This is a genomic window from Streptomyces sp. R35 (assembly GCF_041053035.1).
GTDB lineage: Bacteria > Actinomycetota > Actinomycetes > Streptomycetales > Streptomycetaceae > Streptomyces > Streptomyces lutosisoli.
Map to the genome: position 1 here is coordinate 9,121,465 of NZ_CP163440.1, position 20,589 is coordinate 9,142,053.

The window sequence follows — 20,589 nt, forward strand, 5'->3', positions numbered from 1 at the left end:
GGCGAATCGTCCAACGGGGAGGGGCAGGGCATGCCTGGGCAGGACTGGATCGAACGTGCGGGAGAGTTGTTCGAAGCGGCGATGTTCGGCGGGGACACGTCCGCGCTGGATCGGTCCGATGACGCGCTGGACGCGATCGAGGCACCCCTCTCCATGGCGCGGGGAAAGGTGTTGCACGTCCGCTTCCTGAACGACCGCGAAGAGAACAGCCAGGAACTGGTGCTGTTCGAGCGCGCGGCCGAGTTGTACCAGCGTCTCGGGGACGCGTCGGGTGAGGCGGACGCGTTGTTCTGGGTCGGCTGCTGGCATCAGGTGGTGAAGGGCGATGGCGCCACTGGCAGGCCGTACTTCGACCGGTCATACACGCTGGCGAAATCCGTCGACGACCGGATGACGATGTCCTACGCGATACGCCATCTCGGCTTTGCCGACAAGGACGCAGGCCGGTTCCATCAGGCCCGCGAGCGTTTGACCGAATCGGTGACGCTGCGCCGGGAGATCGGCTTCAGGCCCGGGGAAGCGGCTGGCCTGGTGGCGCTGGCCTACCTCTCGGCCGAGACCGGCGACCGATCGGCGGCGCTCGACCACCTCGATGAGGCCGAGTCGGTCGCCGAGGGGTGCGGTGCCAAGGCCGTGTTGGGGTGGATCGCCCATGCCCGCACGCTCATCCACCCCTAGGCTCTATGGACAAGTGCTGGTCACAGCCACTCGTTGAGAACTGCGACCAGCACGGTCGCCTCGTAGCGGACGGCAAGTTTGTCGTACCTCGTGGCCACGGCCCGGTGGCGCTTCAGGCGGTTGATGCCGCATTCGACCGCGTGGCGCTCGCGGTAGTCGGTCTTGTCGAACTTCGGCGGCCGACCCCCGGGAGCCGAGTTTTTGGCGGTTGCGGACTCGGTCCGCCGGGACCGGGATGGTCGCCTTGATACCGCGTCTTCGCAGGTAGGCCCTGTTGCGGCGGGAGTCGTACGCCTTGTCGGCCCGCACCCGGTCCGGTCGCCTGCGGGGCCGGCCAGTACCGATCCGGGGCACCCTGATCGCGTCCAGGACCGGTTCGAACTGCGGAGAATCGCCCCGCTGCCCAGCCGTGATCAGCACCGACAGAGGCTTCTGCCCCTGCTCAACGGCAAGGTGGATTTTGGTAGTCAGGCCGCCCCGGGAACGGCCGAGGCCGTGGTCGGCCGGCTCGGTGGCAATACCGCCGGGCGGCTCCTTTTGCAGGTCCCCCTTTTCGCCGCCCCAGCCGCGTGCTGATGGGCCCGGCAGACGGTGGAGTCGACGTTCACGTCCCAGGTGATCAGGCCCTTCGCGTCGGCTTCAGCCTGGAGATGGGTGACGATCCGAGCCCGGGTGCCATCCCGCTGCCAGCGGCGGAACAGGTTATAGACCGGGTCCCAGGGCCCGTAGCGTTCCGGCACATCGCGCCAGGGGGCACCGGTCTGGGTCCGCCACCGTATGCCGTCTATCAGCTGCCGCCGCGTCCACACAGGCGGACGGCCCGGCTTGATGCCATGCGGCAACAACCGCTCCAGCCGGGCCCACTGGCCGTTCGTCAGATCACCACGCCCCACAGAACGTGATCATCCACGATCAAGATCCACTTTCGCAACAGGCCCTAGCCGGTCTTCCACTTCAGCCGCATCTCAACCAGCCGGCCCGAACCGCGCCCGGCGGCGACCCGCGCCTCGATCAGCACCAGCCGCGCATGCGTCTCCCACCGGGGGCGGCGCTGCGCGGCGAACAGCCGGACCGCCAGCGCGGCCCGCGCGATCGCGGTGTGCGGGCCGTCGGCGAGGTGGGCGGCCCGCGTCGCGACCAGCAGCAGCTCCGTCTTGAGAGTGGACCGCCCACCGTTGCGGTCCAGCAGGCCGATCGCCGCATCGGCCTCGGCCAGCGCCTCGGGGGCAAGGCCGGCGGCCATCAGGACCTCGCAGGGCCGGATGTTCAGCATGAACGATCGCGTGCCGAGCTTGATGTACCGCTCATCGGCCTCGTCGAGCAGCCGCAGCGCCCCCGGAATGTCGCCCGACCGGAACGCCGCGAGACCCCGGCTCTCCACCGTGTCCGCCTTATCAAGCTCCTGCCCCGTGGTGTCCCACAGCGCCTCGGCCGCGGTGAAGTCGGCTTCCGCACGCTCCACCGCGCCCAGCGCCACATGCACGGTCGCCCGCAGCGTCAGCGCCCGCGCCGTCCAGATGACATCGTCCGCCTGCCGCAGCACCGGAATCGCCCTGCGCACGTCCTCCAGCGCCTTCCGATGGCGGCCCAGCACCCAACTCGCGTACGCCCGCCGGAACAGGACACGCGCGCGGGTGTGCCCGCTGCCGATCGCGACCCCGCGCTCCAGCGCGTCCAGACCCTGCCGAGTGCGCCCCGCGCGGACCAACGCGACCCCGAGCGCGGAACAGGACGTCCGCCTCCCGGTCCGCGGACTCTGCGCGCGCCGCCAGATCGCGGGCCCGGCGCAGATGGTGGAGCGCAACCTTGAGGTCGCCCCAGTCCCGCTGCCAGGTGCCGATCACCTGGTGTGCAACGGAGGCGTCCAACGGCGACGGATCAGCGTCGAGCACTCGTAAACGTACGTACCCGGCGGCACCTTGCACTGCGGCCCCTCTGCGTAGTCGAAGTGCAGGAGCCGGATTTCGTCGGCGGCTCGGGCGATTACCTCGTTGGGGACATGGTCAACTCGACGTTGGCGCAACCGTCGCCGTTGAAGCAGACGCACCCGCCGCCGAGGCCGCCTTCCCATGCTTGAGACGGATGTCGTCGCAACAGGCGCACTGCGGGCAGTCGTGGAGGTGGGGGAGCGCGGTCTCGAACTACTCCTGAAGCCGGTCGAGTTAAGGGCTGAACGTCGGCGGCTCTCGATGAACTACCACTGACCGGTGGTGAGTTGCCTGCGCATTACGACCGGCGCCCAGACCCGGACACTTCCAATTCTGGGCAACTCGGCACATAAGCAAGCGCCTGAAGCTTTGGCGCGTCAGGGGGTGAAACACCTGTTCGCCACCTGTGTGATGCATGTAAGGTCCGGGCGAGAAAATGATCACCACACTTTGAGGGAAGGGTATGCCCAGCATGAAGAATGCCCGGTTGCGATCCAGGCTTGGCGCGGTTGCTGCCGCGTTCGCCGTGAGCGCGTCGCTCCTGGCGACGGCCACCCCGGCTCACGCTGCCGAGTACACGGTCACCGACAACTGTGATGTGCCCTGGATCAGTTGCACCGAGGGTGATCTGTGGCTGCTGTACAACTCCAAGGAGTACGCGGTCAGCGGCGGCTACTACGTGTCGAGTTGGTCGTCGTTCTACGGCAACGTCAATGACTACTGGGGAACCAGTCAGTATCAGGGCTCCACGCTGACCACGTACCGGTACGTGTTCAACGGCAACGGCAACGGAGCCTGGCAGTACATGAAGAACAATGCGGCCTCGGTGCAGAACTGTGCTCCGGCCGACAACTACCGCGTGTACTACAACTCCGGCTACGGCGGCACGTCGCAGTACTTCGCGCACAACGAGCCGTACGGGGACTGCAACCTCACCAACCTGATCTCGGCGCTGAAGAACAACAACGCCTCCCAGCACTTCGCTTGATCTCAACCTGAGGAGTCACCGCTATGTGGAACAAGCGCGTTTTCACCGCAACTGTCATGGTCGCGACAGCCGGAGTGCTATCGGCCTGCGGCTCGGGCGCCGTCGGCAGCCCGGACGCCGCCAAGCCGGTCGCGGAGAACAAGCCGCTCGTCAACAAGGACAACTGGCCCAAGGCGACCCCGGATCGCGGCCTGGCCAAGGGCCTGTCGCTCCCGCTGGAGGACTACATGCAGTCCTACGCCGACACCGTCACCCTGGACCAGGCCACCCGGCACCTCCAGGAAAGATGCATGGCCGACTACGGCTTCGACATACAGCTCACGGTGGCCGGTGCCACGCCGCCGCCGAACGACAACGACGCCAACATGGAGCGCCGCTACGGCCTGACCGACCGCGAGGCCGCCGAGAAGTACGGGTATGGGCTGCCCGAGGCGCTGACCGACCAGCCCCGGCAGAAGGTGCCGGACCTGAGCGAGGAGCAGGTGGAGGTGCTGACCGGTCACGGCAAGCCCACCAAGGCCAGCCCCGACAGTGTCCCCGTCGCCAAGGCCGCCCCGGACACCTACAAGGGCAAGAAGATCCACGACAAGGGCTGCATCGGCTACGCGGACGAGGAGATCGGCAAGTCGGCCATCGACTTCCAGCTCGCCTCAGAGCTGAACGGGCAGTCGTTCACGCAGTCGATGAAGGCCCCGGCCGTCAAGGAAGCGCTGGGTGCGTGGTCGCAGTGCATGAAGGGCAAGGGCTACACGGCTGCGACGCCGACTGAGTCAGCGGCCCTGGTCCAGCACACCGACCCGGCCTCCCAGGAGGAGATCGACACCGCCCTGGCGGAGATCGACTGCAAGCAGGAGACCAACCTGGTGGACATCTGGTTCAAGGAAGAGACCGCGATCCAGAAGCAGCAGATCGCCGACCACAAGGACGAGTTGACCGCCGCGAAGGACAAGAACACCAAGGCCCTGGCCGCAGCGAACAAGACGCTGGCGGGCTGATGCCGGGCATAGGGCGCAGCTGGGTCGTTGCCGCTGTGGGGGCGGCGTTCCTCGGCGCGGCCGTCTTTGGCGGCGTGTCGCTGGCAACCAGCGCGAACGAGGATCTTGCGCACGGGTTTCCTCCCCATCCGACGGCGGTGCAAAGCCCCGATCTGGTTGGGGGCCCGCTGACCGCCGAGGACCGGCAGCGGCTCGGCAAACAGATCACCGTCTCGTCGGACGGGAGCGTTGCCGCCTACACCCCGCTGCGGGACGGCGACTTGGTGACCATCCCGGTCACCCTCACCAATCTCTTCGATGCGCCCCATGCCCTTCAGGCCGACATCCAGGTAGACGCGAGCCCCAACGGTCAGCCCGTGAATCTGTACCGGGGGACCGTCTCTTCGGACGGTCCTCTGGGCTCCGACGCGACCGTGATCACCGACATCAGCGTCCAGGGCGCGCACAGCATCCCCCTCGACGAGCTGACGGTGACCATCCGGCCCGTCGACCGTCAGTCCTGACCACAACTGCTCGTTCATCAGATAAGGATGAGTGTGAAGAGACCGATAAAGCGGCTGCGTGTGCTGGTCACCGTCACGGTGGCCACCGTGCTCGCGATACCGCTGAGCCTGCCCGCGCAGGCAGCTGACCCCGCACCGCCCAATGGATCGGTGCAGGGCTGGAAGAGCACGCCGCAGAAGGACTCGGCCAAGCCCTCCGCGATTCCCGCCAAGGACCGTGCCCGGACCCTGGGCTCCGGATACAAGGCATCCAAGGACACCGCGTTCACCACCAGCGGCGACGCCACCGGCTTCCACCTGCTGGTCGCCGACGAGGCGGCCGGGTACGCGTGGAAGACGGCTGCCACTCTGCGCGAGGACGGCTTCGACGCCGACACCTGGATCGGCAACGCCTGCCTGACCGCCTCCGGCACGCACGCGGCCGTCGCCTACGCGCCGCGCACGTTCACCAACCGGCCCGAGCTGATGGCACGCGGCGCGTTCACCGCCGTCGTCGACCTCGCCTCCGGCAAGGTCACCAAGCTGCCGTTCACCTCCTCGCTGGCCTACTTTAGCCCTGGCTGCGGCAACGGCGAGAAGGCCGTGTTCACGCAACTGTCCTACGAGGGCGACAAGGCGCAGAGCACCCGGCTGATAACCATCGACACGCACACCGGCAAGCAGGACAAGCCGATCACGCGTCCCGGCGAGGTCACCTCCGCGATCCCCGCCAAGGACGGCATCATCGCCGCCCACGGCAACAAGCTCGTCCGTATCAACGGCAGCAGCGAAAAAGAACTGGCGGTAGCCCGACACGCGCCGTTCCAGATCACCGCCGACGCCGACGGCGGCATCACCTTCATCGACCGTGACGCCGACAAGAAGACGTCGAAGAAGACAACGAGCTGGGCCAAGCACCTCACCCCGGCGAACGTCCACGGCGGGAAGAAGACCACCGCCGCCACCGTGGCCTCCGGAAAGCTCGCCGACTGGGACCTGACCGGCACCCCGGCGGGGAAGGTGTTCATCACCGGAAAAGCCACCAGCAAGGGCACCCTGCCCAAGACCGTCGCCAACCCGGGCCATCTGCCCAAGGGTGCCCGCATGTCCAGCCTCGGACACGCCGCTCTTTCCACCACATGGGCGGACGGCAAGACGAGCCTGATCACCCCGGACAAGTCCGACGCCGTCCGGGCAGCCCGCACCACCCTGCGTGTGCTGGCCACCGGCACGTCCGTCACCCTGGACGCCACCCCGAAGGCCACGGGCAAGGACGCCGGCACCGGCACCAAGCCGTCACCGGCCCTCGGTGTTCCGTCGAAGAAGAAGTCCGCCAAGAAGACCAGCAGCGACCCCACCGGCAGCGGTGACGGCAGCGGCGGCGTCTCCACGCAAATGGCCCGCACGCAGCCGCTGTCCGCATCCCCGACCGGCCCGAGCGAGGGCACCGACGAACGCTACTGCGCCGTTGCCCGCAACGACGTCAAGAAGCAGGCCTTCCAGCCCACTCCGCGCCAGGTCGAATGGGCCGTGGACCAGGCCGTCGTCGGTGAACTGCGCCTGACCCGATCGGCGAACTGGAAGAACACCGGCATGGACAGCTACAGCCCGGGCGGGCTGTTCCCGCCGGTCGTGCTGGCCGGCGACCCCAACGGAACTCTCGACAACGAGGACCCCGCTGTCACCGACCGGTGGCACATACCCTCGCAGGTGATGCTCGGTGTCACCGCGCAGGAATCCAACATGTGGCAGGCCGCTCGCTCCGCCGTCCCCGGCGTGACGTCCAACAGCCTCATCGGCAATTACTACGGCACCCAATACGCCGCCGACGGCACCCAGGCCGACCCCTGGCGCATCAACTTCTCCAAGGCCGACTGCGGATACGGCATCACCCAGGCCACCGACGGCATGCGTCTGGCGGGCAAGACGAAGGAGGGTGAAACCGCCCTCCCGCCCACCACGCAGGAAGCCGTCGCCCTGGACTACACCGCCAACATCGCCTACGGCGTGCAGATCCTGTCCCACAAGTGGAACGATACCTACTACGCCGGGATGAAGGTCAACGGCGGCAACCCGCAGTGGATCGAGAACTGGTTCTACGCCTTGTGGGCCTACAACTCCGGGTTCTACAACACGCCGGACTCCGCCGGCCACCAGGGCCTGGGCTGGACCAACAATCCGGCCAACCCCCTGTGGAAGGCCAACCGCACCCCCTTCCTGGAAAACGCAGCCGGCGGCGACGACTACAGCCACGCCGCGCACCCACAGGACTGGCCATACGAGGAGAAGGTACTCGGCTGGGCCGCACGCCCCATCTCCGCCATGTTCGGCGTCAACGACTTCCGCCCCGGCTACCTGTCCGCCTGGTGGAACAGCACCGCCCAACGCACCGCGGTCAAACCGCCGATCGACCTGTTCTGCGACAGCAGTAACTCTTGCGATCCGTCCAAGATCGGCGACAACGACTCCAACGACCCCGGCCAGGGTGCCTGCACCCTCGACTCCGGCGACAGCGACACCAACCCGCACTGGCTGCACTGCTGGTGGAACAAGTCAGCCCAGTGGAAGAACTGCACCACGCTGGCCGAATGCGGCCACCAGGTGCACCGCTTCAACACCAGCTACCCGGAACAGGCCGACGCCAACTCCTACCCGCCCCGGTGCTCCACCGGTCTCCCGTCCAACGCGCTGGTCATCGATGACATCGCCAACGGCACGACACCGGCGGGCTCGGACTCGCGGGGCTGCGGCGCGGCGAAGTCGGACGGCACCTTCACCCTGACCTACCAGCCCTCCGACATCATCGACTCAGACACCGGGCAGACCATCACGACCTACCCGGGCAAGATCGACACTCACCAGATCGGTGCCGGATACGGGAACCACTTCTGGTTCGCCCACACCCGCCAGCCGGAGTCCTCGACGGGTACGGCTAACCGCATGGAGGTCACTGGCGCCTGGAAAATGAACACCACGATCCCCGGCCACGGCGGCGACGCCGAGGTCTTCGTACATATCCCCGATCACGGGGCGCAGACCGCCGAGGCGATCTACGAGATCGTCACCGCGTTCGGCACGAAGAAGAAGACGATCTCCCAGGGCGCCAACCAGTCCAACAAGTGGGTCTCCCTGGGTGGTTACCGCTTCAAGGACAAGCTGCCCGAGGTACGGCTGTCCAACTTCAACAGTGGCGGCACCGGCGACAAGGATATCGCCTGGGATGCGGTGGCCTTCGTGCCCGGCGATCAGTCGAAGCTGCCGCAGGTGCTCTTCGGTGACCCGGACCTGAGCGTCGATCAGCCCGATGACATCACCACCCCGACCGACGTCAGCCTGAGCGTGTTCAACGGAACTGGACCGGCCGGACCCTCTGCCACGTCGGCAGCCTCGGTGGCGGCTGTCCAGGCGGCCGGTACCGGGAGCTTCGTCGAATGGTGTGACGAGAAGCCCTTCAACAACCATGTGCAGTGGATCAACCGCAACCAGGCATGCCTGAAGGAGCACATACCCGTTGTCATCAGCGACCAGGACGGCAAGATCGTTGGCACCATGGACTTCGACGTCCAGGCGGAGATCAAGTCGTACAGCGACGAGAACGGCATGAACACCAAGCTGAAGCTCGTGCCGACCGCCGCCACCGGAGTGGCGACGACCGCTCCGGTGACCATTACCTTCGCTGAGACCTGCGAGTTCGACTGCACCACCAGCAACTCCATCTGGAAAACCCCGTCCACCTGGGAGTGGGCGACCGGCGACCGGCATGTCGGTGACGTGCAGACGTCGTTGTTCTGGGGGCAGACCCGTACCTCGGACCTGGTCGGCGTGAGCTGGAAGCTCGGAGCCGTCGTGGCGGGGAACCCATCGGAGAATGTCGTGGCCGTCAGCACGGACCGGTACTCGGAGCTGCGCTGTGACAGGACGGTCACCACGAAACCGGGCTGCGTGTTTGAGTACTACAAGCCGACCTATGTGCTGAACGCCAAGAAGTTCCCGGCCGCCGCCGCGCACGCCTGGCTGGTCCAGACGCGCAACGGCAAGCACTTCGGCCGCGAGAACGGGGGGACGCCACTCACGTACATGAACCGCGATGACTGGACCTCCACGGACAGCCGGGATGTGATCTGCCCAGAAACGCCCGCCTACATCCGGCGTGCGGATATCGGCCTGTCCCCGGAGCTGAGCTCGTCCAACCAGGACAGCTCGAGCTGCGACGAGTTCGCCTTCGCCAACAGCTACCAGAGCGCGGGCATGCCAGCCAACATGGGCGGCACCAACCAGGTAACGGACCCAACGACGTGTCTGTCGACCTACGCAGTCAAGGTGTCGAGTGGGCATTGGACGCTTCTGAGCGACGACAACTACGACCTGCCGACCGGCGGGGAGGTGTGCGGCCGCTCCAGCATCTCCCTCAACCAGAACAGCCAGTCCATGTCGTTCTTCGGGGGCTTCATCAACCGAAACCGACTGCAGGACGGGGACGACTACTGGGTCGGGCTGCCGGGCTTCGACAACTGTGCGATGACCGCCGACGTATGCGACGTCAGGTGACATACGCATAGGGAAGGGCCTGGAAGCGCGAGCGCGCTTCCAGGCCCTTCGCCGTTGCCTGCCGCCGCAGTTCTAGGGGGCGGTCTGCGCACGCTTCCAGCGCAGCACCCCCCCGTCCGTAACCGGCCGGTACGGAACCCGGTTCCCCAGAGCGCGGATCCCGTCCCCGCCCTCCAGGGCGTCGGCTGTGGCTTCAAGGAATTTTGCAAGAGAAGGGAAAGCGAGCTTCGGAAGCGATGCCTCCGCAAAGTACATCACCGGAGCCTGTGCCGAGCCCGCGCCGGTGTCAAGGAAATACCCGAAGGGGGCGTCGGATTTTTGGGCGAAGGGAATCCATTCGGGCTGCCAGCCCGCCTCACCGGCGAGGAAATCCCGATACACGTCCACGATCTGGCGAAGGTCGAGGAAGACGTTATTGCCAGGCAGGAAAACCGAATCCTGGTGCGGTTGATAGAGGTGTCCCTCCAGCACATCCTTAGCGGTACTGCCATTGTTCAGCAGCAGCCACACCCGATGCTCGGCGGGGATCGCAATCGCCATTTCCTCCTCAGCTGCATCGATCATGCTCTGATCGACTCCAGGATTGATTGCTTGAACTTGGCTCGGCGCATTCTCGCCCAACCACTTCGTGATTCGCTTCCACGCACGCCGAACACGTACCTCTTGAGACATTTCATGCTCCCCATGTCGCGAACGATGACAACGGATCTGAGTGACTATGATAATACGTAAGGTGTCGCAACCAGGAAGGCGCGCAAGGTCCTGAGTGCCTCTCCACCGCTTCTGGTAGTCCGTCGAATCAAGATGGGGTGCAGAGACAAAATGGGCCCTGACCCCTTCGGCCTTTCAACGTCTCGCGTTTGAAGGTCGCGTTGAAGCTCTCCGTGGCAACATTGTCCGCCGAGCTTCCGACACCACTCATGCTCTGCAGCACGCCCGCCCGGAGGCAGGCGTCCGCGAAGGCCCTGCTCGTGTACTTGGGCTCCGTGATCGGCGTGCATCACAGCGCAGTTGAGGCTGCCGCGGGTCCGCTCGGCCGCGGCGAGGGCATCGATGACGAGTTCGGTGCGCATGTGGTCGGCAATCGCCCAGCGGGCCAGACGCTGCGAGCACAGGTCGATCACGGTCGCGAGATAGCAAAACTTCCCGCCGCCTACCGGTAGTTCGTTAAATCCGGCGGTGGTGCGGGTTGACGGCAGGTCGGGTTGTCCGTAGGTCGGTGGTAGCAGTCAACTGGCTTGCTGGGGGCTGAAGATGACTGCTCGCCGTCCGTGTCCGCCTGCGCCGGGGCGCTTGGAGGAGTACGCGGTCCGGTTCGATGACCTCTTCTTCAGCCTGGCACAGCGGCGGGGGTTTCGTGAGTATCTGGCCGGGCTGCTGGCACCGCGGGAGCGGAACAAGACGATGCAGACCGTCAACACCAACAAGGCCCTGCTTGGCGGGGGACTCTGACCGTAACGTCGGGGAATTACGCCGACACAAGCTCACGCTTCGTGGGGAATCGCAACATCCTGTGTGGTGCGACGCTCGGCTGTCCGTCAATGCCGGTCACGGGTGGACGAGGAGTCAACTCATCGTTATCCCGTCCAGGGCAGGTTCAGTACCGGTCCGGACGATGTCTCTCGGGAGCGGTCGGGGCATGTGATTGCGCCGGGGGTAGTGGGACGGTTGCGTAACACCGTTCCGGACGGGGGTCTGACTCATGACACCTTTGACCGAAGTGTCTTGTCACGGGCCTGTCGACTGCCGTTGCGGGATGGTGCCTGCTGTCACCGAGCCACAGGGTGTGTCCCAATAGGGGCCTTGCCGTCTTTCAGGCGCCATCACGGTTCAGACCGCCCGACCGGGCAGGTGCCGGCCACCCAGCACATCACCACGCGGGAGGCGGACCAGCATGACGACCAGACAGCGCAGCACCTCTTCCACCAGCACAGGCCCGCCCGCGTGGGGCGAGGTCGTCCTGGGGGTGGACACGCACGGCGAGGTTCATGTTGCCGCAGTGGTCTGCCCGCTGGGCCAGATCCTGGGCACCAAGTCCTTTCCGGCCACGGCGGTCGGCTATCGTCGGTTGCTCGCCTGGGCTCGCAAGTCGGGAGTGGTGCGGCGGGCCGGAGTGGAGGGGACCGGTACCTTCGGCGCGGGCCTGTCGCGCTACCTGCTGGCGCAGCAGGTCGTGGTGTTCGAGGTGAATCGGCCCGACCGCTCGGCCCGTCGTCTGCTGGGGAAGTCGGATCCGCTCGATGCGCAGGCTGCCGCGCGGGCCGTGCTCAGCGGTCGTGCCAGGGCCCGCGCCAAGACCGGCGACGGTCCGGTGCAGAGTGCTCGGATGTTCAAACTCGCCAAGGATTCCGCGGTCAAGGCCCGTACCCAGGCGATCAACCAGCTCAAGGCCGTCCTGGTCATAGCCGACCCGGCCCTGCGGGAACGACTCTCCAGCCTGGGCAACCGCGAACTGTTCCGCACCTGCGCACGCCTCAGTCCGCGCGAGGGCAAGGCCGACGGAGACGATGAGGACACCGTCGCCCAGGCCACCTGCATCACCCTCAACATGCTGGCGCAGCGCATCGAGCAGCTCACCGGGCAGATCGACGAGCTGAATCAGCGACTGACCGGGCTCGTTGAACGACATGCCCCGCAGCTGCTCGCGCCGGTTGGTATCGGCCCGGACTCCGCAGCCACGCTCCTGATCACCATGGGCGACAATCCCGAGCGGCTGAGCACCGAGGCGTCTTTCGCCGCGCTGTGCGGAGTCAGCCCCATCGAGTACTCCTCAGGCGGTCGGAGTTCGCGCCGGTTTAACCACGGCGGCGACCGGCAGGCGAACGCCGCTCTGCACCGCATCGTGTTCACCCGGCTGCGCCACGACCCGCGCACCCAGGCGTACTACGAACGCCGTACCCAGGAGGGCAAGACCCGTCGTGAGATCATCCGTTGCCTCAAGCGATATGCCGCCCGCGAGGTCTTCAACCTGGTCAGGATGGTCTCTACCGACCCCCCGTTATAGGGGCGTCCATGACACGTGATGGGTCACTGAGGCCCCTGCCGGGCAGATGATGGCGGGGGCTTCAGTCTTCCTGGGCAGCGAGCGTCCGCTCCTTGATCCTGCTGCGGCGTCTGCGAACGCCTTCTTGAGGGCCCACAACGGGCGGGGCCGCGCGGCCACCGACTCGACCCGGACACCAGCTCGTTGGCGCCCTGTCTTACAGCCGTCGAGAGGCGCCGCACTGGTGGTGAAGCAACCTGAACCAAGATGTCGGTCTCTGTGCCGCGGAATGATCGGCCGGTGTCAGATCCAGGGTGCTCCGGGAGCTGGCACTGAGCATGCTCTGTGTTTCTGGGGGAGGGGCTGTGACGGGCGGGAGAATGGGTGGGTGCTGTCCCGGGTCCGGGCCTGACTCCTGACATCTCTGACCATTGTGTCCCGGTCTCACAGTGTCGGCCGTTGGCCGGGGATGGTGCGTTGTCGGTGCCGGGCCGGCGGAGCGTGTCCCGATAGGGGCCTGCCGTTCGTTGCGGCGTCCTCACGATTCTGACCGCCCGACGCGGCCCGGTACTGGCAACGCGACGCGCTATCGGACCGGAAGGGGAACGGGCATGTCCAGTACATCGACCATGTCCTCCAGTACGTCGCCTGCTCCGCAGACCCGTCGTCGTCGCCCTGCGGGGGAAGTGGTTTTGGGAGTGGACACGCACCGGGATGCCCATGTGGCTGCGGTGCTCTCCGTGACGGGGGCGGTGCTGGCCACCGGCGAGTTCCCGGCCACTGCTGCGGGATACCGCGATCTGCTGAAGTGGGCCAGGAAGTTAGGAACCGTGAGGCGGGCCGGAGTGGAGGGGACCGGCTCCTTCGGGGCGTCCCTGTCCCGCTCTCTGCTGGCCCAGGGCATAGACGTGTTCGACGTGAATCGGATGGACCGGGCGGATCGCCGTCAGCGCGGCAAATCAGATCCGCTCGATGCCCAGAACGCGGCGCGAGCCGTATTGAGCGGGCGGGCCCGCGCCAGGGCCAAAGCGGGTGACGGGCCGGTGCAGATCGCGAGGATGTACAAACTCACGAAGGCGTCGGCCGTCAAAGCCCGCACCCAGGCCATCAATCAGCTCAAGTCCGTTCTCATTACTGCTGACCCCGCTTTGCGGGAAGAACTGGCCGGACTGGGGAATACCGAGCTCTTCCGTGCCTGCGCGCGGTTCACCCACGTCAGCGGTCACGAGGAGGGCGGTGAAGCGGGGGTGCTGCAGGCCACTCGCGTCACGCTGGGTCTGCTGGCTTGCCGGATCGGCCAGCTCTCTGAGCAGATCCGGGATGTGGACGCTCGTCTGGCCCGCCTCGTGAAATGTCATGCCCCGCAGCTGCTTGATGTTGTGGGGATCGGTCCGGACACGGCTGTCGCTTTGCTGATCACGGTGGGGGACAACCCGGAACGTCTGGACAGTGAGGCGTCCTTCGCCGCTTTGTGTGGGGTGAGCCCTGTCGAGCGATCCTCGGGACGCCGGCAGTACCGTCGCCTCAACCGTGGTGGCGACCGTCAGGCAAATGCCGCGCTCCATCGCATCGTGTTCACGCGTCTGCGGGTCGACCCGCGCACGCAGGACTACTACGAGCGCCGGATCAAGGAGGGGAAGACCCGGCGCGAAATCGTCCGTTGCCTCAAGCGCTATGCGGCCCGGGAGGTCTTCCACCTGGTCAGACAGTTACAGTCAGGACCCCGCTCATAGGGGCTGTTTGTGACGCGAAGGCAAGAGAGACACGGTCCACGGGGCCGTCTCTCGCGGCTTCTGTATCTAGTCTCGGCGGCGGGTGAATCACCCGTTGCCTGCACCGGGAGTCCGGCGGAGTGGGCGCTCAATAGGTGGGTCCGTAGGGGCTCCAGCCGTGCATGAACGGCTTGAGGTCCTCGGTGCGAGGCTCGGGGATTTCCGCTAGCGACGGTGAACCGTTGAGCGGATTCAGGCGTTGCACATGGCTCTCGGCCCATGCGATCCATGCCTCGGCTTCCTCCCTGGCCGGCCCGGGCGGCAGCCCCTCTGCATGAAGTCGGAGTGCGCCGACGTACTCGACGAGGCCCGCTGCACGCTGCCACGCCGCCTGGCCACGCTGACACCCATTCCGGTACCGGCACGACTCGTGCAGCCGCATCCAGTCGTCAAAGTGCGCGACCACCTGCCAGAGCCGTTGACGACTTCCGTAGATCGACACGCGTGGCTCGTCGGTCAGTCGGGTGTCTCGGACGAGTCGGCCGACTGGGAGTCGTTGGCCGGCGCGGACCGCTCGGTGTCGTCGTTGGTCGCGGCCCAGCTGGCCAGCAGGTTGAGGGCGTCCTGCGAGGGGGAGTCGGGCTCGGCGGTGTAGGTGAGGAGGAACTGGCTGGGGCTGTCGGGGAGTGGGAAGGTTTCGAAGGGCAGGTCGAGGTCGCCGACGACCGGGTGGTGGAGGAGCTTCACCCCGGTGGTGTGCATGCGGACGTTGTGGGCCGCCCAGCGGCGGCGGAATTCCTCGCTGCGGGTGGACAGTTCCCCGATCAGGTCCGTCAGCCGTCGGTCGTAGAGGTCGCGGCCGGCCTCGGCGCGCAGCATGGCGACCGTGTCATTGGCGACTTCGTCCCAGTGGCGGAAGAACTCGGTCGCGTGCGGGCTGAGGAAGACGAACCGGGCGTTGTTCGGTGGCCGTACCGGGTCGGCGTAGACGGGGGAGAACAGGGCGCGCCCGAGGTGGTTGGCGGCCAGGATGTCCCCGCGTCCGTTGCGGCTTAGTAGTCGACGCTCGAAGTCCTTCGGGGGTTGACGGAGAGCCTGCGGAACGTGCGAGACGGTGCCTGGGGCGTTGGCGTGCCGTTGCAAGATATGGGGACGGGTGCGGCCTGGTGTCGGCCCGATCCCCGTCGCCCCCGAAGAATTGGCCGCCTTCATCCCGTGCTCCCCACCTCCGCCGTGCCTGTCGCCCTGACCGCCGCCGAGCGCCACCGGCTGAAGAAGATGGCCTACGGCCGCAAGACCCCGCATCAGGCCCGGCAGCGGGCAACCATCGTGCTGCTGGCGGCCCGGGGGCGCTCCAACGCCCGGATAGCCGCGCAGACCCGGATGTACGTGGACACGGTGCGCACGTGGCGGGGCCGGTTCGCCGCCAGCGGCCTGCCGGCCCTCGCCGACCGTAGGCGGTCCGGCCGGCCGGTCTCGTTCACACCGCTACAGGTTGCCGAGGTCAAGGCGCTGGCTTGCCAGTTACCCGCCGAGGCGGGCGCGCCTCTGTCGCGCTGGTCGTGTCCGGAACTGGCTCGTGAGGTGGTTGCCCGGTCCATCGCCGGGTCGATCTCCCCCTCCACCGTGCGGCGTTGGCTCAAGGACGACGCGATCAAGCCCTGGCAGTACCGGTCCTGGATCTTCGTGCGCGACCTGGATTTCCAGCCGAAGGCCGCGCGCGTGCTGGACCTGTACGCCCGCATCTTCGACGGCGTCCCGCTGGGCGAGGACGAGTATGTGATCTCCGCGGACGAGAAGACCTCCATCCAGGCGCGCTGCCGTTGCCACCCGACCCTGGCGCCAGGGCAGGCCCGGGTGATGCGCGTCAACCACGAATACGACCGCGGCGGTGCGCTGGCTTACCTGGCCGCCTATGACGTCCACCGCGCGAAGGTCTTCGGCCGCTGCGAACCGAAGACCGGCATCGTGCCCTTCATGGCCCTGGGCAACCAGGTCATGACCACCGAGCCCTACGCCAGTGCCAGACGCGTCTTCTGGATCGTCGACAACGGCTCCTCCCACCGAGGAAAGAAGGCCATCGACCGTCTGACCACAGCGTTTCCGAACACGGTCATGGTCCATACCCCCGTGCACGCGTCCTGGACGAACCAGATCGAGATCTTCTTCTCGATCGTCCAGCGCAAGGTTGTCGCGCCCAACAACTTCACCGACCTGACCCAGGTCCGGGACCGGCTCCGAGCATTCGAAGACCGCTACAACACCACCGCACAGCCGTTCCAGTGGAGGTTCACCTCCTCCGACCTGGACGATCTGCTGGCCCTGCTCGACCGACACACACCTGCCGACCGACAAGAAGAATCCTCCGTCAGCCTGGCAGCCTGATCAATGTGACTGAGCGCTTCAGTTGGCCCGATCGGCCAACTGAAGCGCTCAGTCTGTACAACCTTGGTTACGCGTGTCTCAGGCCACGATGGCCGGTACTGCAGGCGCTGACCAGTACTCGCCCACCCACGCTTCCAGGGACGTCAGCCCGGGGTGCTGTGCACGCAGCGTCGCCAGGTCGGCCTTGAAGCCGACCGTGTTGAACCAGTCGAACATGGCGGCCAGCTCCTCGCTGTGCGCGCGTACCTGCTCGATCGGCTGGGAGGTGAAGCGCACCGGACGGGCGGCGGTGCGAGCGAAGGCTTCGGCCAACTGCGGGCCGGTCAGCTCGTCTGCGGCGATCTCGACGGTGCGCCCCAGGTAGTTGGCCGGGGTGTCGAATGCGTCGGCGGCGATGCCTCCAATGTCGCCTGGGGTGATCATCTGGAGCTTCGTGTCCGGGGCCAGCGCCATCGTCAGCGTGAGCTCGCCGTCCACCCACTGGGGGCCCAGGTGCTCGAAGTTGGTGATGAAGAAGGTTGGCCGCAGCATCGTCGCGGGCAGGCCGAGCGCCGTGATGTGCCGCTCGACTTCGCCCTTACTGGCGAAGTGCTGCACCTGGCCGGGGCGGTCGGCGCCATCGACCGAGCTGTAGACGAAGTGCGCGACACCCGCGCGGGCGGCCGCCTCCGCGACGGCCTCACCCTGCCGGATCTCGCCGGCGAAGCCGTCCGGTCCAGCAAAGGTCTGCACGCTGAACACGCCGTACGCGCCGCGCAAGGCCGCATCCAGCGATGCCACATCGTCCAGGTCACCGCGGACCAGGACGGCGCCGGCCTCCTTCAGCGCCAGCGCCTCGGGCTTGTTCGGGTCACGGACCAGTGCGTGCACCGTCCAGCCGCGAGACAGCAGTGCGCGCGCGGTGGCGCCACCCTGCCTCCCAGTCGCACCAGTCACCACAATGACGCGGTTGTCAGACATCTAAGGCTCCTCGATAGCGCAGGTCCTGGGTGCCTTAAGTGGCATCCCTCGGTGCCCAGAACCCTGCTCCCTCAACCGAGATTGAGGTCCAGCCCCTGTGATCTACATCATGGCCGCCAGGCTGCTCGTTGCCCCGCTCCACGGGTCAACCATCACGCTCAGCGGGCCAACTTGGGCGCTAAAGGGCCAACTGAAGCGCTCAGTCACAATCAACCCCCGAAGGACTTCCGGAGCTGACCACTTAGCCGCGTGGCCCCGCGCCGTGCAGGAGTGTGTCGATGACGAGTGTGGCCAGTGCGTCCGGGTCTTGTGCGGCAGGGTCCTGTTGCACGCCGGGCCTGTTGATGGCTTCGCTGAGGAGGGCGTAGTACACCTGTCGCGTCCACTCCAGGTCTGCGTCCGGGGCGAGCAGTCCTTCGCGCTGTGCCCGGTTCAGGAGTTCGACGGTGTGGGTGTTGATTTCTTCCCACAGGGCGGCTGCGGCGGGGGTGTGGGCCGTGGCGTGGCTGAGGGTGAAGCGCCAGGTGTTCTTGACCCGCAGGACGTTCGCCGTGACCCGGTGCAGCGCCACGAGTGCGGGAGCGGCGTCCGGCCGGGCTTCCTCGATGGCGTCGACGAGTTGCTGCTTCGCGGAGACGGCGAGCGCCTCCAGCAGGGCCTGCCGGTTCGCGAACCGGCGGTGAACCGTGATCCTGGTCAGCCCCGCCGCCTCGGCGACCTGCTCCATGGAGGCGCCGGCGTCCTGGGCGAAGACCTGCTCGGCCGCCTCCAGAATCGCGCGCACACTGCGCTCGGCATCTGCCCGCAGTGCTCGGCCCATGTCTGTCTCCTGTCTCGTCGTTCGCTACCCGGCCCCTTGTAGAGGATACGTGAACGCTACGGGTATTCCATTAATTGATTCTCCAGTGTTGCCACTCTAGCGGTAGGTGATACGTTGGTGAAACGGATAAGGGATCGCACCGTGCCGACGGAGTGGACTTCTGTGCGCCGTCGCTTACGACCGGCATCCCGATCCCTGTGCCGAGCTAGACCCGGCCCTGACTCAAGGAATTGGCATGCCCACAACCAAGCTCCGTACCCGTATCTCCCGTCGCACCGCGGTGGCGCTGGCCACCATGTCGGTCGTCGCTGCTGTCGCAAGCGCTGCACCGAGCGCGGCGACCGCCGTGAGCGACAGCTCGAGCGTCACCCGTCACTCGGTCACTCAGACGCAGAACACCCAGAGCGCCGCCACCGCCCCCAACCTGCGCGTCAAGGCCGCCAACGGCATCACCTACCAGTACCGCCGCTTCGGCAACCCCAGCCCCGACAGCGTGCCCTTGGTCTTCCTGCAGCACTACCGCGGCACCCTCGACAACTGGGACCCCAGGCTCATCGACACCATCGCCGCCAAGCACGAGGTCATCCTCGTGGACAACGTCGGCGTCGGCGGCTCAACCGGCACCACACCCAGCACCATCCAGCAGATGAGCCTGGACGCCATCGACTTTATCGACGCCCTCAAGCTGCCCCGCTACGACCTGTTCGGCTTCTCCCTCGGCGGCCAGGTGGCTCAGGAGGTCGCCCTGCGCCGTCCCTGGCAGGTCCGTCGCGTCGTCCTGGCCGGCACCGGCCCCCAGGGCGGGGTGGACCAGCGGGCATCCGACCCCAAGGTGCTGGCGAGCGCACTGGCGGACAACCCCGGTCCCGCCGACTTCCTCTTCCTGTTCTTCAAGAACACCGCCTCCAGCCAGGCCGCGGGAACCGAGTTCCTGCAGCGCCTCGGCCAGCGCACCACCGACCACGACGCCCCCGCCAGCCTCCAAACCCGCGACGCGCAGCTCACCGCGATGTCCGAGTGGGGCATCCCCGACAAGTCCAAGCTGGTGCGCCTGAACGCCCTCTTCCAGCCCGTCCTGGTCGCCGACGGAGACAGCGACATCCTGATGCCCCCCAAGAACTCCCACCTGCTGGCCAAATACCTCCCCAACGCCGAGCTGAGCATCTACCCGAACGCCGGCCACGGGTTCCTCTTCCAGTACTCCGTCAAGTTCGGCAACGAAGTGAATGGCTTCCTCGACCGCTGACAGCCCTTCTGCCGCGAGACGGTCACCGACGACACGCATGGTGTCGGCCGATCAGCAGCCCTGCCCCGCCGGAGCCGAGCCCGGCGGGGCAGCGCCACGCGGCGGGTTTTACCGCTCTTCGTAACCTCCGCCGTCACCACGGCGCACGCCAACCGCCGCCAAGGGAGCGGGACCCCGTGGAATCGACAGGGAGCGGCTTGCCGGCATTTCCAGTCCCCAGGCGTCTGCACAGGCAGGGTCCCTCGGACCGCTGTTGCCCGGCTGGTGGGCGCGGGGTTTGGGTTCGGTGGCCCGCAGGATACCCACGGGGACTGCTGGGTCGGATGGGCGGCCGTTGCGGGAGGGCGGCGGCGAGTGGAGGAAGCTCCGCCGCAAAACGAGCCTGTCGCCCGCATGGAGAAGGTCTTGCACTCCGCGATCACCGGCCTGTCCGGCCGGGGCGCGGCAGCGGGTCCGGTCGCCGAGCCGGTGGCGGACTTCGTCGGCCTCGACCGGACGTTCGCTCACGCGTGCGCCACCGTGCAGGTGGCGGCTCCGGCCAGGAGTCGCGCGCCGACTGGGCGGACGCCGCGCAACTCCCGGCCCTCCTGCCGGAAGAGGCACTGCGCATGCCGGCGGCAATGCTGGTCGCGCCGCCGCTGCACGTTGACCGGGACCGAACTCACCCAAGGACGCTCGCGGCCCTCCTGGACGTCGGCACGACCCCCGTCCGTCGCTGCCGCTCGGCCCAGCGTGCACCGCACACCGTCACAGCCCGCCTCGAACGCCTCCGCCCCCTCGGTTACGACCCGGACGACGCTGACCGACGGCTTGCGCTGCACGTCGCCGAGTCCTGCTCGACCAGTCTTCGAGTACCTCCTCCAA

Annotated in this window: 18 protein-coding genes and 2 pseudogenes; 10 read left to right on the forward strand and 10 right to left on the reverse strand. The window is 66.9% G+C overall.

Translation table 11 applies throughout. The annotated features are described in order from the left end of the window. Positions 1-30: 30 nt before the first annotated feature. Positions 31-678 carry a tetratricopeptide repeat protein gene (locus AB5J50_RS41060; RefSeq protein WP_369263708.1) on the forward strand — a complete coding sequence of 216 codons (648 nt, stop codon included), beginning with the start codon at positions 31-33 and terminating at the stop codon, positions 676-678. A gap of 20 nt (positions 679-698) precedes the next feature. Here AB5J50_RS41060 and AB5J50_RS41065 read toward each other — a convergent pair. Both AB5J50_RS41065 and AB5J50_RS41070 read right to left on the reverse strand, forming a co-directional pair. Continuing rightward, a pseudogene (locus AB5J50_RS41065) lies at positions 699-1,571 on the reverse strand (IS5 family transposase). Positions 1,572-1,616: 45 nt separating this feature from the next. After that, positions 1,617-2,603, reverse strand: a pseudogene (locus tag AB5J50_RS41070) (tetratricopeptide repeat protein); the annotation flags it as partial. 490 nt (positions 2,604-3,093) lie between these two features. Here AB5J50_RS41070 and AB5J50_RS41075 point away from each other — a divergent pair. The 4 genes from AB5J50_RS41075 to AB5J50_RS41090 are packed head-to-tail and all read left to right on the forward strand — an operon-like array spanning position 3,094 to position 9,619. Then, positions 3,094-3,594 (forward strand): hypothetical protein, encoded by a 501-nt coding sequence (locus AB5J50_RS41075; RefSeq protein ID WP_369263709.1) that lies wholly within the window; start codon positions 3,094-3,096, stop codon positions 3,592-3,594. 56 nt (positions 3,595-3,650) lie between these two features. Continuing rightward, the gene (locus AB5J50_RS41080) at positions 3,651-4,589 is read left to right on the forward strand and encodes a hypothetical protein (protein WP_369263710.1); all 939 of its coding nucleotides are present in this window, start codon (positions 3,651-3,653) and stop codon (positions 4,587-4,589) included. Positions 4,590-4,624: 35 nt separating this feature from the next. Further along, a complete protein-coding gene (locus AB5J50_RS41085) occupies positions 4,625-5,092 on the forward strand; it encodes a hypothetical protein (RefSeq protein ID WP_369263711.1) in 468 nt (155 codons plus the stop codon). Positions 5,093-5,125: 33 nt separating this feature from the next. Continuing rightward, positions 5,126-9,619, forward strand: a complete 4,494-nt coding sequence (locus AB5J50_RS41090) for a hypothetical protein (protein WP_369263712.1) — start codon at positions 5,126-5,128, stop codon at positions 9,617-9,619. A gap of 72 nt (positions 9,620-9,691) precedes the next feature. Here AB5J50_RS41090 and AB5J50_RS41095 read toward each other — a convergent pair whose 3' ends face one another. Both AB5J50_RS41095 and AB5J50_RS41100 read right to left on the reverse strand, forming a co-directional pair. Continuing rightward, complete coding sequence (locus AB5J50_RS41095; RefSeq protein WP_369263713.1) at positions 9,692-10,291, reverse strand: SMI1/KNR4 family protein; 600 nt, start codon at positions 10,289-10,291, stop codon at positions 9,692-9,694. A gap of 44 nt (positions 10,292-10,335) precedes the next feature. Further along, positions 10,336-10,743, reverse strand: coding sequence for a hypothetical protein (locus tag AB5J50_RS41100; protein ID WP_369263714.1), 408 nt, complete (start codon positions 10,741-10,743; stop codon positions 10,336-10,338). A 169-nt stretch (positions 10,744-10,912) separates the two neighbouring features. On the opposite strand from AB5J50_RS41100, the gene AB5J50_RS41105 reads away from it, so the two are divergent. After that, positions 10,913-11,071 (forward strand): hypothetical protein, encoded by a 159-nt coding sequence (locus tag AB5J50_RS41105; RefSeq protein ID WP_369263715.1) that lies wholly within the window; start codon positions 10,913-10,915, stop codon positions 11,069-11,071. Between the two features lie 378 nt (positions 11,072-11,449). Here the strand turns inward: AB5J50_RS41105 and AB5J50_RS41110 are convergent, their stop codons facing one another. Continuing rightward, a complete protein-coding gene (locus tag AB5J50_RS41110) occupies positions 11,450-11,593 on the reverse strand; it encodes a hypothetical protein (protein WP_369263716.1) in 144 nt (47 codons plus the stop codon). Between AB5J50_RS41110 and AB5J50_RS41115 the strand changes: the two genes are divergently transcribed. Both AB5J50_RS41115 and AB5J50_RS41120 read left to right on the forward strand, forming a co-directional pair. Continuing rightward, on the forward strand, positions 11,586-12,623 hold the full coding sequence (locus AB5J50_RS41115) for an IS110 family transposase (protein WP_369263717.1): 1,038 nt from the start codon (positions 11,586-11,588) through the stop codon (positions 12,621-12,623). The genes AB5J50_RS41110 and AB5J50_RS41115 overlap by 8 nt on opposite strands. Before the next feature lie 701 nt (positions 12,624-13,324). Next, a complete protein-coding gene (locus AB5J50_RS41120; RefSeq protein ID WP_369263718.1) occupies positions 13,325-14,335 on the forward strand; it encodes an IS110 family transposase in 1,011 nt (336 codons plus the stop codon). A gap of 127 nt (positions 14,336-14,462) precedes the next feature. Here the strand turns inward: AB5J50_RS41120 and AB5J50_RS41125 are convergent, their stop codons facing one another. After that, positions 14,463-14,816, reverse strand: a complete 354-nt coding sequence (locus AB5J50_RS41125) for a hypothetical protein (protein ID WP_369263719.1) — start codon at positions 14,814-14,816, stop codon at positions 14,463-14,465. Between the two features lie 14 nt (positions 14,817-14,830). Continuing rightward, positions 14,831-15,457, reverse strand: a complete 627-nt coding sequence (locus AB5J50_RS41130; protein ID WP_369263720.1) for a hypothetical protein — start codon at positions 15,455-15,457, stop codon at positions 14,831-14,833. A gap of 72 nt (positions 15,458-15,529) precedes the next feature. On the opposite strand from AB5J50_RS41130, the gene AB5J50_RS41135 reads away from it, so the two are divergent. Then, on the forward strand, positions 15,530-16,699 hold the full coding sequence (locus AB5J50_RS41135; protein WP_369263721.1) for an IS630 family transposase: 1,170 nt from the start codon (positions 15,530-15,532) through the stop codon (positions 16,697-16,699). A gap of 78 nt (positions 16,700-16,777) precedes the next feature. Here the strand turns inward: AB5J50_RS41135 and AB5J50_RS41140 are convergent, their stop codons facing one another. Together AB5J50_RS41140 and AB5J50_RS41145 are read right to left on the reverse strand one after the other, a co-directional pair. Next, positions 16,778-17,659, reverse strand: a complete 882-nt coding sequence (locus AB5J50_RS41140; RefSeq protein ID WP_369263722.1) for an NmrA/HSCARG family protein — start codon at positions 17,657-17,659, stop codon at positions 16,778-16,780. 241 nt (positions 17,660-17,900) lie between these two features. Then, complete coding sequence (locus AB5J50_RS41145; protein WP_351696680.1) at positions 17,901-18,479, reverse strand: helix-turn-helix domain-containing protein; 579 nt, start codon at positions 18,477-18,479, stop codon at positions 17,901-17,903. 235 nt (positions 18,480-18,714) lie between these two features. Between AB5J50_RS41145 and AB5J50_RS41150 the strand changes: the two genes are divergently transcribed. After that, complete coding sequence (locus AB5J50_RS41150; RefSeq protein ID WP_369263723.1) at positions 18,715-19,725, forward strand: alpha/beta fold hydrolase; 1,011 nt, start codon at positions 18,715-18,717, stop codon at positions 19,723-19,725. A gap of 503 nt (positions 19,726-20,228) precedes the next feature. Here the strand turns inward: AB5J50_RS41150 and AB5J50_RS41155 are convergent. Next, complete coding sequence (locus AB5J50_RS41155; protein ID WP_351696686.1) at positions 20,229-20,546, reverse strand: hypothetical protein; 318 nt, start codon at positions 20,544-20,546, stop codon at positions 20,229-20,231. Positions 20,547-20,589: the final 43 nt, after the last annotated feature.

Excerpts from the sequence above, each read along its gene's own strand:
- AB5J50_RS41060 (WP_369263708.1), top strand. The coding sequence starts at position 31 with ATGCCTGGGCAGGACTGGATCGAACGTGCGGGAGAGTTGTTCGAAGCG.
- AB5J50_RS41080 (WP_369263710.1), top strand. The coding sequence starts at position 3,651 with ATGGTCGCGACAGCCGGAGTGCTATCGGCCTGCGGCTCGGGCGCCGTC.
- AB5J50_RS41095 (WP_369263713.1), bottom strand. The coding sequence starts at position 10,291 with ATGTCTCAAGAGGTACGTGTTCGGCGTGCGTGGAAGCGAATCACGAAG.
- AB5J50_RS41140 (WP_369263722.1), bottom strand. The coding sequence starts at position 17,659 with ATGTCTGACAACCGCGTCATTGTGGTGACTGGTGCGACTGGGAGGCAG.
- AB5J50_RS41145 (WP_351696680.1), bottom strand. The coding sequence starts at position 18,479 with ATGGGCCGAGCACTGCGGGCAGATGCCGAGCGCAGTGTGCGCGCGATT.
- AB5J50_RS41150 (WP_369263723.1), top strand. The coding sequence starts at position 18,715 with ATGCCCACAACCAAGCTCCGTACCCGTATCTCCCGTCGCACCGCGGTG.